The 14,940-nt window shown below is 43.6% G+C and carries 11 protein-coding genes; all 11 read left to right on the forward strand.

Annotation, left to right across the window (positions count from 1 at the left end; translation table 11 throughout):
• Nucleotides 1-4: 4 nt before the first annotated feature.
• The 11 genes from paaE (at nt 5) to ACT3QN_RS12460 (ending at nt 14,681) form a co-directional block, all read left to right on the forward strand.
• On the forward strand, nt 5-1,063 hold the full coding sequence (paaE, locus tag ACT3QN_RS12410) for a 1,2-phenylacetyl-CoA epoxidase subunit PaaE (RefSeq protein WP_444523701.1): 1,059 nt from the start codon (nt 5-7) through the stop codon (nt 1,061-1,063).
• A 97-nt stretch (nt 1,064-1,160) separates the two neighbouring features.
• A complete protein-coding gene (locus ACT3QN_RS12415; RefSeq protein ID WP_444523702.1) occupies nt 1,161-1,931 on the forward strand; it encodes an enoyl-CoA hydratase-related protein in 771 nt (256 codons plus the stop codon).
• The gene (gene paaG / locus ACT3QN_RS12420; protein ID WP_444523703.1) at nt 1,931-2,722 is read left to right on the forward strand and encodes a 2-(1,2-epoxy-1,2-dihydrophenyl)acetyl-CoA isomerase PaaG; all 792 of its coding nucleotides are present in this window, start codon (nt 1,931-1,933) and stop codon (nt 2,720-2,722) included. Before ACT3QN_RS12415 ends, paaG begins: the two co-directional genes overlap by 1 nt.
• A 2-nt stretch (nt 2,723-2,724) precedes the next feature.
• Nucleotides 2,725-4,251, forward strand: coding sequence for a 3-hydroxyacyl-CoA dehydrogenase (locus tag ACT3QN_RS12425; protein WP_444523704.1), 1,527 nt, complete (start codon nt 2,725-2,727; stop codon nt 4,249-4,251).
• Nucleotides 4,252-4,281: 30 nt separating this feature from the next.
• Nucleotides 4,282-5,487, forward strand: coding sequence for a 3-oxoadipyl-CoA thiolase (pcaF, locus tag ACT3QN_RS12430; RefSeq protein ID WP_444520405.1), 1,206 nt, complete (start codon nt 4,282-4,284; stop codon nt 5,485-5,487).
• A 65-nt stretch (nt 5,488-5,552) separates the two neighbouring features.
• Complete coding sequence (gene paaK, locus ACT3QN_RS12435; RefSeq protein WP_444523705.1) at nt 5,553-6,854, forward strand: phenylacetate--CoA ligase PaaK; 1,302 nt, start codon at nt 5,553-5,555, stop codon at nt 6,852-6,854.
• A gap of 68 nt (nt 6,855-6,922) precedes the next feature.
• The gene (locus tag ACT3QN_RS12440) at nt 6,923-7,858 is read left to right on the forward strand and encodes a PaaX family transcriptional regulator (RefSeq protein ID WP_444523706.1); all 936 of its coding nucleotides are present in this window, start codon (nt 6,923-6,925) and stop codon (nt 7,856-7,858) included.
• A gap of 68 nt (nt 7,859-7,926) precedes the next feature.
• Nucleotides 7,927-8,526 carry a gamma carbonic anhydrase family protein gene (locus ACT3QN_RS12445; protein WP_444523707.1) on the forward strand — a complete coding sequence of 200 codons (600 nt, stop codon included), beginning with the start codon at nt 7,927-7,929 and terminating at the stop codon, nt 8,524-8,526.
• Nucleotides 8,527-8,762: 236 nt separating this feature from the next.
• Nucleotides 8,763-11,105: a primary-amine oxidase gene (tynA, locus tag ACT3QN_RS12450; protein ID WP_444523708.1), complete on the forward strand. Its 2,343-nt coding sequence runs from the start codon at nt 8,763-8,765 to the stop codon at nt 11,103-11,105.
• A 164-nt stretch (nt 11,106-11,269) separates the two neighbouring features.
• Nucleotides 11,270-12,694: an aldehyde dehydrogenase family protein gene (locus tag ACT3QN_RS12455; RefSeq protein ID WP_444523709.1), complete on the forward strand. Its 1,425-nt coding sequence runs from the start codon at nt 11,270-11,272 to the stop codon at nt 12,692-12,694.
• Between the two features lie 406 nt (nt 12,695-13,100).
• Nucleotides 13,101-14,681 (forward strand): GMC family oxidoreductase, encoded by a 1,581-nt coding sequence (locus ACT3QN_RS12460; protein ID WP_444528347.1) that lies wholly within the window; start codon nt 13,101-13,103, stop codon nt 14,679-14,681.
• Nucleotides 14,682-14,940 lie beyond the last annotated feature (259 nt).

Below are 14,940 nucleotides of genomic sequence, written 5' to 3' on the forward strand. Positions count from 1 at the left end.
TCGCATGAGTCAATTTTTGCCACTAACTATCAAGTCTATCCAGCCACAAACTGAGCAAGCGATTTGCATTGCATTTGACCTTGCTTCGGAAGACGCGGCAACCTTTAAGTACCAACCAGGTCAACATTTGACCATCCGTCACATGACAGACAATGGCGAAATCCGTCGTTGCTACTCAATCTGTAGTGATGTGCAAGAAGACATGAGCATTGCCATCAAGAAGATTGATCAAGGACAATTTTCTACTTGGGCAAACGAACACCTAGAAGTAGGCCATACTCTAGAAGTTATGCCACCCCAAGGAGTTTTCTTTCAAAAAGCCGCTAAAGCTGGTGGTCAAAACTATCTAAGCTTTGCTGCTGGTAGTGGTATTACCCCAATTTTATCTATCGTCAAAACGGTGTTAAGCACCCAACCAGATGCCAATTTTACCTTGGTATACGGCAATCGGTCATGGAAACAAACCATGTTTTCTGAGCAAATCATGGATCTTAAAGACCGTTTTAAAACGCGCCTACAACTGGTCAATATTTTCTCACGTGAGATGAGTGACAGTGAGATTTTTAATGGCCGTATCGATGCGAACAAATTACAACAGTTGTTTGACGCCCAACTTATCAGTGCTGATGTCGACCACTGTTTTGCCTGTGGCCCAGAAGAGATGATGGAAGCCATTGAGACCGTATTGCCAAACATTGGTATCGATCGCAACAACATCCATACCGAACGTTTCTATACGGGGACTGTCAATAAACCAACTGCCCAGCAAATCGAAAAACGTAGCGAAGAACGCGTCAATATCATTTTGGACGGACGTGAACTGATCGTTGAAGTGTCAAAACAAGATGACAGCATCTTAGATGCGGCATTACGTGCGGGTGCTGACTTACCCTATGCCTGTAAAGGCGGTGTGTGTGCCACTTGCAAATGTAAAGTGATCGAAGGTGAGGTCGAAATGGCCGTTAACTATAGCCTTGAGCAAGAAGAGTTAGATAAAGGCTACGTACTCAGCTGCCAAGCATTACCTATATCAGCCAACATACGATTGAGCTTTGACGCGTAATAGTTAGACGTTAGCAACCTAGCTATTTATCGTTTTTATATTCAAAGTAGGGTTTAGCAAAAACTCCTTATTTCATTGTTTTTATTAGGATTCAGGGATGAATTACATTAAAACCTCAAGCCCAAAAGAAGGCGTTGCATTGATTGAGCTTAATCGCCCAGAAAAACGCAACGCCTTAAATAACGCTACTTTGCAAGAAGTCGTTGAACAGCTTCAAGCCTATGACGCTGACACCGATGTAAAAGCGGTCGTTATTACTGGCAACACCCAATGCTTCGCTGCGGGTGCAGATCTTAATGAACTTATTCAACTCGATACCGTTAGCTTACAAACCGATATTCGCCCAACCTTATGGAAGCGAATCGATGAATTTACCAAGCCGCTATTAATCGCGGTCAATGGCTATGCACTCGGTGCCGGCTTTGAGCTGGTACTGCATGGTGACATCGTGGTTACGGGCGAAAATGCCCAATTTGCGCTACCTGAAATTGGCTTGGGTATGCTACCAGGGGCAGGGGGGACACAGCGCCTCGCACGCTTAGTTGGTCAGCAGCTTGCTATGCGTTGGGCGATGACAGGTGAGAGGATTAATGCATTAAGCGCGCAACAACATGGAATTACCACCCAAATCTGCCCAAGCGAGTTGACCGTACAATACACCATTGGTTTGGCTGCCAAAATCGCCAAACAAGCCCCTTTGGCCATTCGCGCTATCAAACAGTCACTTAAAACCATCCACGAAGTGAACTTAAGCCAAGGCCTCAAGCAAGAACGTCAGCTATTTGTTTGGCTTGCTGCCACCCAAGATCGCCAAGAAGGCATCCGTGCATTTTTAGAAAAACGTCAACCAATTTTTAGAGGTATGTAATGGACTATCAAACGATTATCGTCGAAGAAAAAAATGCTGTCGGCTATCTTACCTTAAACCGCCCAAAACAGCTTAATAGCTTTAATGAAGTAATGCACAAAGAAGTGTCCAGCGTGCTAAAAGCATGGTCAAAAGACAGTACCATTCGCGCTGTAGTGCTCTCTGCTGAAGGTCGTGGTTTTTGTGCAGGTCAAGATTTAGGCGATCGCGCAGTTGCCCCGAATGCTGATGCGCCAGATTTAGGCCTATCTATCGAGACTTATTACAACCCACTGATTAAGCTGATTACTGATATGCCAAAGCCTGTGATCTGTGCGGTAAATGGCGTGGCTGCCGGTGCCGGTGCGAACATCGCTTTGGCGTGTGACTTGGTATTGGCAGCCAAATCAGCCTCATTTATCCAAGTGTTTTGCCGTCTTGGGCTTGTACCAGATTCAGGCGGTACATGGTTCTTACCACGCGTTGTCGGACGCGCTCGTGCGATGGGCTTAGCCATGCTAGGCGATAAGCTATCTGCTGAACAAGCGATGGCGTGGGGCATGATTTGGCAAGTGGTCGAAGATGGAGCGCTACGTAGCGAAGCCAGTAAGTTGGCCGAAAACTTGGCCAGCCAACCGACCTACGGCCTAAGTCTCATTAAAAAAGCCATCAATGTCTCCGCGGACAATAGCCTAGAAGATCAGCTAATCTTAGAGCGAGACTTGCAGCGACTTGCTGGCCGCTCAGCTGACTATAAAGAAGGTGTCCAAGCTTTTATGCAAAAACGCACCCCAATTTATCAAGGACGTTAATCATGGAAACGAGGGATTTATCAAAAGCAGACATTGCCGTTATTGGGGCAGGCACGATGGGGATTGGCATTGCACAGTTGGCCGCTATGCACGGTCACACGACCTATCTCTTTGACCTAGATGTTGCCAAAAGTCAAGCCGCCTTAGCGGGACTAGAAAGCCAACTTGCCAAACGAGTCCAAAAAGGCAAGATGTCTCAAGTGCTACTTGATAGCACCCTAGAGAACTTATCTATTATTACAGATATTAATGAGATGGCAGCGGTGCAGTTAATTGTTGAGGCGATTGTTGAGCGTCAAGACATTAAACAGCAGCTTTTTGTCCAATTGGCTGATATTTGTGCTAACGATACAATTTTTGCATCAAACACGTCGTCAATATCGATTACAGCGATTGCCTCAGCAGTATCAAACCCTGAGCGTGTAGTAGGCTTACACTTCTTTAATCCAGCCCCAGTGATGAAACTTGTTGAGATTGTTCGCGGTTTACAAACAGCGACTGAGATTACAGATGGCCTGTTTGACTTGATGAGTGCTTGGAAAAAGGTACCGGTAATCGCCAAGTCTACCCCAGGCTTTATCGTCAACCGTGTGGCGCGTCCATACTACGCTGAAGGCTTTCGCGCACTGCAAGAAAACGCGACCACACCTGCGCAGCTTGACTTTATCATGCGTGAATCAGGTCGTTTTGCCATGGGGCCATGCGAGCTAACAGACTTAATTGGCCAAGATATCAACTTCTCGGTGACCCAAAGCGTCTACCAGGCTTTCTTCTATGAGCCACGTTACCGCCCATCGTTGGTACAAAAAGAATTGGTCGATGCCGGGTGCTTTGGCCGTAAATCTGGCCAAGGGTTTTATGACTATAGCCAAACGCCAGCAATCCCTGCCTATACGTTACCCACCGTTGAAGAAACCGATGCCGCGCTGCCTAACATTATCGTACGCGGTGATTGGCTTTATGCCAAAGGGTTGGTTGAACGCTTACAAGTTGCTGATAGCCTCACAGTGACTCTTGAAGATGCAAACCAGAACAGTATCGGAATTGGTGATGTCAGCATCCGTTTATCACTGGGTGAATCCGTGGAGATTGACCATGGTGATGCCAAAGTCATGCTGATGGACTGGCACGCGGACTGGTCACAAGCCCGCGCTGTTGTATTGGCTGCCTCGATGGCCTGTAATGATGATGAGCGTGAGCTGGTGACGCAAGCCTTTGCCCGACTTGACGTGCATGTTATTTGGACTGCCGACCATCCTGGTTTATATGTTTTACGCACCATTGCTATGCTCATCAATGAAGGCTGTGAAGCAGTGTTACATAACATCGCTTCTGAAGCAGACATCGATGCGGCCATGAAGTATGGCGTAAATTACCCCAAAGGTCCGTTTGAATGGGCACAAATGCTTGGCTACGACACCGTGCTTAAGACGCTAAATAACTTACAACGTATTTATGGTGAAGAACGTTATCGTGCCAGCCTGTATTTGGTAAAAAAAGCCGTCACCTGTCACACGGCAAGCGCTTAAACTCATTGATTTACTGTAAGGGAAGCTATAATGCAACAAGTGTATATTTATGACGCTATTCGCACCCCAATCGGGCGCTATGCCGGTGGCTTAAGTAGTGTTCGTACGGATGATTTGGCAGCTTTGCCTATTCAACATCTAAAAGATCAAAACCCAAATTTGCCATGGGATAAAGTTGATGAAGTAATCATTGGCTGTGCTAACCAAGCCGGCGAAGACAACCGTAATGTAGCGCGTATGGCAACTTTACTTGCAGGCTTGCCTGATAAGGTACCTGCTATCACTGTTAATCGTCTCTGTGCTTCTGGTATGGACTCGATTGGCATCGCCTCACGTTTGGTAAAAACGGGTGAGGCCGAGTTTGTATTGGCTGGTGGTGTCGAGAGCATGAGCCGCGCACCCTATGTCCAATCGAAACCGACCAGTGCCTTTCACCGCGCACCAGAAATTTTTGACACCTCCATCGGTTGGCGCTTCATTAACCCATTAATGAAAGCCGCGTATGGTGTTGATAGCATGCCAGAAACTGCCGAAAACGTGGCTGAGAAATATCAAATCAGCCGCGAAGACCAAGACCTATTCGCGCTACGTAGCCAACAGAAAACTGCCGCTGCCCAACAGGCAGGTCTCTTTAACGAAGAGATCTTACCAGTTGAAGTTAAAACGAAAAAAGGCAGCGTGATTGTTGACCAAGACGAACACCCACGTGCGGATTCTGGCTTAGAAGCCCTTACTAGCCTCAAAACCCCATTTCGTAAGGAGGGCGGTTCAGTGACTGCGGGTAACGCATCAGGTGTCAATGATGGTGCTGCTTGTGTACTAATGGGTAGCGAACGCTTTGGTCAAGCACACAATCTAACGCCGCAAGCGCGTATTATTGGTATGGCGAGTGCTGGTGTCGAGCCGCGCTATATGGGTATTGGCCCTGTGCCTGCAGTACTAAAAGTGCTTGAGCAAACCGGATTAACATTAAGCCAGATGGATGTTATCGAGCTTAACGAAGCATTCGCCGCGCAATCCCTTGCCGTAATTCGTGAACTGGGTCTTACCGATAATGACACACGTATCAATCCAAATGGTGGGGCTATTGCACTAGGTCATCCTCTAGGAATGAGTGGTACACGTTTGGTCATCACCGCAATGAAAGAATTAAAACGTCGTAACGGTAAGTATGCGTTATGCACCATGTGTGTGGGTGTGGGTCAAGGCGTGGCAATGGTGGTAGAAAACGTCTAATCACGTCTTTAACAGAGTTTTTTAATTGGAAATGTAGTCAGGATGACTACGAAAAGGAGTTTTACATGAATCATAATGTTATGGAACACATCGAAACCGCGTCAGTAGACGAATTGCGTAGCGTACAGTTGAAACGTTTGAAAGAAACACTCAAAAACGCATACGAAAATAACCCTGTTTATAAGAAGAAATTTGACCAAGTCGGTGTTCACCCAGAAGACTGCCAATCATTAGAAGATTTAGCTAAATTTCCATTCACCACCAAATCAGACTTGCGCGACAATTACCCGTTCGGTATGTTTAGCGTCCCACGTGAACAAATCGTCCGTGTTCATGCATCATCAGGTACTACTGGCCAACCTACCGTTGTCGGTTATACCAAGCAAGATATCGTGACTTGGTCGGATGTCGTAGCACGCTCACTGCGTGCGGCTGGCCTGACTAGCAAAGATACCATTCAAGTATCCTACGGTTATGGCCTATTCACTGGTGGCTTGGGTGCGCACTATGGTGTTGAACGATTAGGTGCAACGGTTATCCCAATGTCAGGTGGCCAAACTGACCGCCAAGCCCAGCTAATCCAAGACTTTAAACCAACCGCATTGATGGTCACCCCTTCTTACTGCTTGAATATTATTGAAGCATTGGAGCAAAAATTTGGTACTGCCAAAGATTGTTCTATCAAAACCGGTATCTTCGGGGCTGAACCGTGGACTAACGCCATGCGCCAAGAAATCGAAACGCGTTTAGGTATCGATGCGTTAGATATATACGGCCTGTCAGAAGTCATGGGCCCAGGTGTCGCCATGGAATGCTTAGAATCTAAAGATGGCGCAACCATTTGGGAAGACCATTTTTACCCAGAAATTATTAACCCTCAGACCGGAGAAGTACTACCAGACGGCGAGCTTGGCGAATTGGTGTTTACCACTATTACTAAGGAGGGTATGCCCATCATTCGTTACCGTACCCGAGATCTGACCCGCTTATTACCAGGTTCTGTACGTACTATGCGTCGTATGGAAAAAATTGTTGGCCGTAGTGATGATATGATGATCATTCGTGGCGTTAATGTCTTTCCGTCGCAGATCGAAGAACAGATTTTACAAATACCAAAATTACTGCCAAACTATCAGATCCATATCCTCAAGCACGGTCACTTAGACACCCTATGTATCCATGTTGAGTCACGTAGTGATGCCAATGATATCGAAGTGATGCAGTTTGCAAATACACTTAAACAAAAGATAAAAACCATGGTGGGTATCAGCGTTCATGTAGAAGTCTCACCACAAGGTATGTTACCTCGTTCTGAGGGTAAAGCTCAACGTGTTATTGACCTACGCAATACTGCTGTACCTGCCTAATGTAATTTAACCCCGCGCGATAGTCCCTTGGGTATTATCGCGGGTCTTTTAGACGATGAATAAATGATATGAATGCTAAATTAAAACAATGTATTGATGAGCTTACCAGTGAAGACGTATTAAGTGGCACCTCGTTAATTATGTCAATCTTTGGTGATTGTATCTTTCAACGAGGAGGGGTCATTAGTTTAGCCAGTCTGATTCAACTCATGGATGTGTTCGGTTTCAACGAACGCTCGGTGCGTACAGCGGTATTTCGCTTGGTGCAAAATGACTGGTTAAGCTCAGAAAAAATCGGACGTACCAGTTACTACCGCATTACTGAAGTCAGCCGTGAGCGCTTTGCTGCCGCCCATGAAAAAATTTATGGTTTACATCAGGGTGAGTGGGATCAAAAATGGGATTTGGTGTTATTAAGCTCGGTTGACCTTGGAAACAAAACCCTCCTCAAAAAAGAATTGGAGTGGTTAGGGTTTGCCAATGTTACCACCAATCTCATGGCCTATCCTAGCTGTGATGAGTTGCAGCTGCAAAACTTACTATTTAATCTCAATATGACTGAACAAGTGGTGGTGTTTCGTGCCGAAGCCTTGCACTTATGGCAAGAGTCATATCCAACACTCAAGCGTATGGTTGAGGTGAACTGGCCTATCGAGCAGCTGCATCAACGCTATGATAAATTTATTAACGACTTTCGTAATGTTTTGAGCCTCATCGAAGATGGTGAGTTCAATGAACTACAAGCGTTTCAAATTCGTATTTTACTGATTCACCAGTACCGACGTATCTTATTAAAAGATCCGAATTTACCTCTAGAACTATTGCCATCGGATTGGCTGGCACTGACCGCGCGTAATTTGACCAGCAATATATACCAAATGCTTGTTAGTTCGTCTGAAGAGTTTTTTCTTAACATTGCCCGCACTGCGGAGGGCACCATGCCACCAGCACGGCCACAGTTTTATAAACGCTTTGGCGGGTTAAAGTTTGCTGAAGACGTTTAAGCGAATAAGGAACTTAAGCGAATGATGACTTTAAACCTTGTTTGACATTTATTGATAAGGAAACGACTATGCCTTGCTATGCCATTGACGGGGTAATACCGGTTATTAGCCCAGATGCTTATGTTCATCCAACTGCTGTGATCATTGGCGATGTTATGATTGAAGCAGGTGTGTATATCGGCCCGTTCGCTTCATTACGTGCTGATTTCGGTGGTATTCGTATCAAAAAAAACGCCAATATCCAAGATAATTGCATTATACATGGCTTTCCCAACCACGTAGTAGTGGTTGAAGAGTATGGACATATTGGACATGCAGCCATTCTGCACGGCTGTATTGTGAGAAAGAATGCACTAGTTGGAATGAATAGTGTCATTTTAGATTTAGCAGAAGTAGGTGAAAACAGCATTATTGGTGCTAATAGCACCGTCAAAGCGAAGATGGTCATTCCACCAAATGTCATGGCATTAGGCAGCCCTACAAAAGTGATAAGAGAACTTGAAGAAAAAGAGTTGGCTTGGAAAGCGCATGGTACTCAGCAATATATAGACCTTACCAAACGTTGTTTGCACTCTTTAAAGGAAGTTAAGCCTTTAACCATGGATACAGACGAGCGGCTAACACATAAGCAATTTAATGCTCAACATCATATCAAATCAGAACTTTAATAACACAGGCCATCAATAATCCCAGTTTATAAGTCTGATGATATTTTCATCGAAAATTTTCTACCAATATTATGTGAGTGTGCCGATAACATTCAAAACTGCTATATCTACTTTGTATGTTGTCATTTTTATGAACTTTTGACTTAATTTTTAAGTTATTAGCTCCTTAAGTTTAAAGTAACAATGAACACCAAAAACGCAATCTCTTTCTACCCTCAATGACAAGGATGTTATTTATGAAACGCTATCAACTCAGTCGCCAGCACCAGGAAGATGTTACTGCCAACAGTCGCATCAAATCTCATCAAAATATCACATTCAAGTCTACTTTAACGGCGCTAGTCGCCAGCTTAGCTTTTATTTACAGTGGTCAGGCACTAGCACATGGTGGAGAGGTGCACATGGTTCCGATTGAGGAAGCAATGTCCACAGCAGGTGCAGAGGTCACCTATGATAGTTATGCTGATGTGTATACCATCATCAAGAACTCTACACGAGTACAAATCAAACCCAGTAGCTCTACTGCCATGGTTAATGGGAAATCCCTAAAAATCACCAACCCGCTGGTCATGAAAAATGGTCAAGCTTTAGTGCCTGATACCTTGGCCAATGAAATACTGCAATCAAATTTAGATCAAACCTTTAAAGTAGAGAGCACACCGCATCCACTCAATACTTTGAGCAGTACTGAAATCAACCAAGCAACCGCTATTATTCGTAAAGCAAAACCAAAAGAAACCAACTTAAGGTTTGCTGATATTCGTCTAAAGCAACCTGACAAAGATGCCGTGTGGCGTAACGTAATTGATAAAAAACCTTATGTTGGCGATCGTGTAGTCACCTTTACAATTCTAAAGGGGAATACGGTCATTGAAGGTGAGGTGGATTTAAACACAAAATCACTTACTGGCTGGAAAACGCTCGAAAATACATTCGGCATGGTATTAGTAGATGATTTTATGGCAATCCAAGACATTATTCAAACTAGCCCAGAGTACAAAACCGCTTTGAAAAAACGGGGCGTTGATGACGTGACAAAAGTGGTTGGAACACCATTGACGGTCGGCTATTTTGGCGGAAAAGATGGTCTTTTAGACAAGCAACAAAGAATTCTAAAAATTGTTTCTTATCTAGATGTTGGAGATGGCAACTACTGGGCACATCCTATCGAAAATTTGGTAGCAGTGGTTGATTTAGATAAGAACAAAATTGTTAAAATCGAAGAAGGCGGTGTTATTCCGGTGCCTATGACCCCGCGTCCAATCGATGGTCGCGATAAAAAGGTTGTGACCAATAAACCATTGAATATTATTGAACCAGAAGGGAAAAACTATACCATCACTGGTCGAAACATTGAATGGAATAATTGGAAGTTTCATATTGGTTTAGATAGTCGTACCGGTTTACAGATCAGCACTGTTACCTTTAATGACAAAGGCGTAGACCGTAAAATCATGTATCAAGGCAACTTAGGCGGCATGGTTGTCCCTTATGGTGACCCTGATATGGGGTGGTACTTTAAATCTTATTTGGATTCTGGCGAATATGGTATGGGCACCTTAACCTCTCCGCTAGAAAGAAACGTTGACGCACCAGAAAACGCGGTACTCCTCGATGCTGAGCTTGCAGATTACGAAGGCAATCCTTATACCATTCCGAATGCCATCGCCGTGTTTGAACGTTACGCAGGCCCTGAGTTTAAGCATCAAGAAATGGGGCAAAAAAATGTCAGTACTGAGCGTCGTGAATTGGTCGTGCGCTGGATTAGCACAATCGGTAACTATGATTATATTTTTGACTGGGTATTTCAGCCAAACGGTACCATTGGTATCAATGCTGGCGCTACTGGTATCGAAGCGGTCAAAGGTGTTATTGCAAAAACCATGCATGATCCAAGTGCTAAAGAAGACACACGTTATGGCACACTGATAGACCATAACATCGTTGGCACCACGCATCAGCATATCTACAATTTCCGCTTGGATATGGATGTTGATGGCGAGACCAATAACATCAAACGTATAGAGCCAGTAGTTGTACCTAATGTGCGAGGTGGGCCACGTACTAGTGCAATGGAGACTCGTGAGACGACAGTATTGACAGAAACTAAGGCGAAAGAAAATTTTGACCCTACTACTGTACGTTTAATTGGCAATGCCAGTAAAGAGAATCGTATGGGTAATCCGGTGTCTTATCAGATGATCCCATTTGCAGGTGCCACGCACCCCATTGCGAAAGGTGCTAACTTTGCAGATGATGAGTGGTTATTTAAACGTCTTAACTTTATGGATAAGCAAATTTGGGTAACGAAATATAATACGAATGAGTTATATCCAGAAGGTACGTATCCTAATCGTTCGGACAAAGATACAGGACTAGGCGCATTTGTTGCAGATGACGAAAATATTCATAATAAAGATTTGGTGGTGTGGCTAACCACGGGTACTACTCATATAGCCCGCGCTGAAGAATGGCCTATTATGCCGACAGAATGGGTGAATATTCTGCTTAAACCGTGGAATTTCTTTGATGAAACCCCTTCGTTAAATCTTAATCAAAGTAAAGATGAGAGCAAATAAATATTTTGGAATAGTAGTCCATGAGTGCAGCAATACCATTGCTGCACTCATGCTAATTATTTATAAGCACAGACATCCTCAGTAAATAATTTGACTCTATAGCCTAGTTTAAGTGTTTTTAGTTAGCCCTATAAATAATATTTACGAGAATAAGAGTGAAAACAATGAAAGAATTTAATTTAATTATCGGCGGTAAAAGCGTTACCACTACCGATTATTTCGATGTCATCAACCCTGCTGATAAATCTGTTATTGCCTGCTGCCCAAAGGCCAGTGTGACTCAACTAGATGAAGCAGTCGCAGCTGCTAGATCCGCGTTTACTAGTTGGTCAGCACTCACCTATGCAGAGCGCCGTGACTACTTAATGCAGCTTGCTGATGCGGTTGAAGCTCGTGTTGATGTTCTTATGACAATGCTGACCAAAGAGCAAGGCAAACCTACTAAAGGTTTTGCCGATTTGGGTGCAGGCTTTGAGTTGGGTGGTGCATTGGCTTGGATACGTGCCACTGCTAGCATGGAGTTAGAGCCAGAAACCATTCAAGACAATGACTTGGCTCGGATAGAGTTACATCGTAAGCCTCTGGGCGTTGTAGGCTCAATCACCCCATGGAATTATCCATTACTCATCGGTATTTGGCACATAATTCCTGCTTTGCTCACTGGCAATACCGTCGTCATGAAACCATCTGAAATGACTCCATTGACCGTACTATGCTTTGGTGAGATTGCTAAAGATATTTTGCCAGCAGGTGTGTTGAACGTGGTAACTGCCAAAGGTGATATTGGTGCGGCGATGTCTGCACACGTGGACATACAAAAGATTGTATTTACAGGCTCAACCCCAACGGGCAAGGCCATTATGAAAAGCGCTGCCGTGACTTTAAAACGTTTGACACTTGAGCTAGGTGGCAATGACGCTGGTATTGTACTGGCGGATGCTGATATTGAAGCCATCGCAGGTAAGATTTTTGCGACCTCTTTTATCAATAATGGCCAAACGTGTGCTGCCCTAAAACGACTATATGTGCATGAATCCGTACACGATGAGTTGTGTGCAGCCTTGACCGCGATTGCCAAAAGCATGAAGACAGGTAATGGGCTAGATGAAGACACTGACTTTGGACCTCTGCAAAATGAGGCACAATTAAATATCGTCAAAGCCCTTGCTCAAGATGCCAAAGAACGCGGTGCAAACTTCTTATGTGGCGGGGAAGTGGTAGACGAGACTGGCTATTTTTATCCCATAACGTTGGTGAATGATATCAATGATGGCGCAAGATTGGTTGATGAAGAACAGTTTGGACCGATTCTTCCCATTATTAAGTTTACCGATGTCGAAGAGGCGATTGTTAGTGCCAACCGCTTATCTGTTGGACTTGGCGGTTCAGTCTGGTCAACAGACATCGAAAAAGCACAGAGTATCGGCTCACGTTTAGACTGTGGCACTGTGTGGATCAATAATCATGCCATGGTGCAACCTGATGCCCCGTTTGGTGGTGTCAAAGACTCGGGGTTTGGTGTTGAGTTTGGAGAAGCTGGTCTTAAAGAGTTTACTTCTATACAGACCATGCAAGTTTTTAAATCTTAATAGATATTTATTACATAGCTGTTTATTACCTAATAAGTATCTAGGGCGCGTCATTAATTAGCACATTAATACGTTTAGTGGCCTAAAAATGGCTAAATTTTAAGCCTCACAATCTAATTGATGATACACCCTAGTGACTGCTAGTTAAATGCAAAAAATATGGCCGAAGTAGAACAGGTAGTGAGTACTTATCTTTAGAGATGCTAAAGGCCTCAGATTATATGGTTGTTAGTAGGAAAAATCAGTTATCTGAAGATGGTTAGTTATTTTAATTGAAATAGGCTCATCTAAAATAAAGGAATATAGCTGACAATAAAAAGGAGTTTTAATGTCTACTAAAAATAAGTCAAAAGGTATTTCACGTCGCAATTTTTTAGGATACACCGCAGTTGCCTCAGGTGTACTTATGTTGTCTAAGGGTGCTATAGGTGCAAGTATTAATCCTATAGATAGCCATAGTAAAGAATTCGATTATGTGATTATTGGCGCAGGTTCGGCAGGCTGTGTACTTGCAAATCGTCTAACTGAAGACGGTAGTCAGGTACTTATCATTGAAGCAGGAGGTCCTGATAACAGTGAAATGATATCAACACCCATGCGTTTAATTGAGCTATGGGGTACCGAATATGATTGGGACTATAAAACAATACCGCAAAAAAATGCACACAATCGTATCTTAAATTGGCCACGTGGTAAAACAGTGGGTGGGTCATCTTCATTAAATGCCATGATTTATGTGCGAGGTAATGCATCTGATTATGATCATTGGGCAAATGACTTGGGTTGTGCTGGGTGGTCTTATAACGATGTACTACCATATTTCAAAAAGTCAGAAAATTACTCACGTGGTCCAAGTGTCTATCATGGCGGTGACGGGCTGCTTCATGTTACTGCAGACTTCACGCCTCATCCAGTCACGAAAGCAATAGTTGATGCTGCTATAGAGTCTGGTATCCCCTTCAATGATGACAGCAATGGGGAAACACAAGAAGGGGTCAGTTATACTGATTTAAATACGAAAGATGGGAAGAGGCATTCCACCGCGGTCGCTTTCTTACGTCCAGCGCTCAATCGTCCTAATTTATCATTAATAACTAACTCACGTGTCCACAAAGTAAATACAACAAAGGGTGTAGCAACGGGTGTTACCTATCGTCAAGAAGGCACTATCAAAACAGTTAAAGCTAAAAAAGAAGTGATTGTATGCGGCGGTGCTATTGAATCTCCTCGTATTTTGATGCTATCAGGCATTGGATCAAAATCAGAGTTAGAAAGGCTTGGTATTAATGTGATTGTCGATAGCCCCGGTGTAGGTGAAAACCTCCACGATCATAATTTAAGCCCTGTAATATATGAAGGGAAAAGGGAGGTTCCACCACCAAGTGATATGTCAATTCAAGTATTGCATGCTCATATGTTTGCAAAAACCCAGACAGCTCTACCCGGGGCCGATATGCAGCCACTTTTTTTCCATGTTCCTTATTATGCACCTGATCAAGATAGTTCCGTTCAAAATGCATTCTCTCTAGTAGCTGCAGGAGTTAGACCGACCTCGCGCGGTAGAATTACACTAAACAGCTCTAATCCTGATGATAAGATGAATATCGATCCAAATGTACTTGATACACAATATGATGTCGATACATTAGTGACTTCGATTAAACAAATGCGTCATATTGCAAACCAACCAGCCTTAAAAGAATGGCGTGGTCGAGAAATCTATCCAGGTGAAGATGTTAAAACAGATGAACAAATTGCAGAGTATGCGCGTTCGTCAGTTGTAAGTTACCATCATCAGAATGGCACCTGTAAAATGGGAAGTGATGGTTTGGCAGTAGTGACACCGCGGTTAAAGGTTCGAGGTGTTAAAAGTTTGCGTGTGGTAGACGCCTCTATTTTCCCATTTGTTATGGCTGGTAATACCAATGCACCCACAATTATGGTAGCAGAAAAGGCAGCTGATATGATTAAAGAGGACAATGCATAAGTTATATCTGGGATTAGATATCCAAGTCGGACTCCATGTCAATATTTGCAGCCTTTGAAAATAAATCAAGATTACCCATAAGCTGATAGCTTATGGGTTTTTTGGACTATGCTGAATCGTTGGTAAGCTTTTTATTTCTTTAATATTTACAGATAAGTGTATATATTCATCATAATTAGATTTTCAGTTCCTCGATAGCAAAGTCACCATTACCTAAGCAGTGACATTCTGGATTGTACATGCAGCCGCTGAGAAACAA

It is taken from the genome of Psychrobacter sp. AOP7-C1-14, from assembly GCF_052376135.1.
Taxonomy (GTDB): Bacteria; Pseudomonadota; Gammaproteobacteria; order Pseudomonadales; family Moraxellaceae; genus Psychrobacter.

What these genes read in the sequence shown, in the direction of transcription:
- paaE (WP_444523701.1), top strand. Translation starts at nt 5, where the DNA reads ATGAGTCAATTTTTGCCACTAACTATCAAGTCTATCCAGCCACAAACT.
- ACT3QN_RS12415 (WP_444523702.1), top strand. Translation starts at nt 1,161, where the DNA reads ATGAATTACATTAAAACCTCAAGCCCAAAAGAAGGCGTTGCATTGATT.
- paaG (WP_444523703.1), top strand. Translation starts at nt 1,931, where the DNA reads ATGGACTATCAAACGATTATCGTCGAAGAAAAAAATGCTGTCGGCTAT.
- ACT3QN_RS12425 (WP_444523704.1), top strand. Translation starts at nt 2,725, where the DNA reads ATGGAAACGAGGGATTTATCAAAAGCAGACATTGCCGTTATTGGGGCA.
- pcaF (WP_444520405.1), top strand. Translation starts at nt 4,282, where the DNA reads ATGCAACAAGTGTATATTTATGACGCTATTCGCACCCCAATCGGGCGC.
- paaK (WP_444523705.1), top strand. Translation starts at nt 5,553, where the DNA reads ATGAATCATAATGTTATGGAACACATCGAAACCGCGTCAGTAGACGAA.
- ACT3QN_RS12440 (WP_444523706.1), top strand. Translation starts at nt 6,923, where the DNA reads ATGAATGCTAAATTAAAACAATGTATTGATGAGCTTACCAGTGAAGAC.
- ACT3QN_RS12445 (WP_444523707.1), top strand. Translation starts at nt 7,927, where the DNA reads ATGCCTTGCTATGCCATTGACGGGGTAATACCGGTTATTAGCCCAGAT.
- tynA (WP_444523708.1), top strand. Translation starts at nt 8,763, where the DNA reads ATGAAACGCTATCAACTCAGTCGCCAGCACCAGGAAGATGTTACTGCC.
- ACT3QN_RS12455 (WP_444523709.1), top strand. Translation starts at nt 11,270, where the DNA reads ATGAAAGAATTTAATTTAATTATCGGCGGTAAAAGCGTTACCACTACC.
- ACT3QN_RS12460 (WP_444528347.1), top strand. Translation starts at nt 13,101, where the DNA reads ATGTTGTCTAAGGGTGCTATAGGTGCAAGTATTAATCCTATAGATAGC.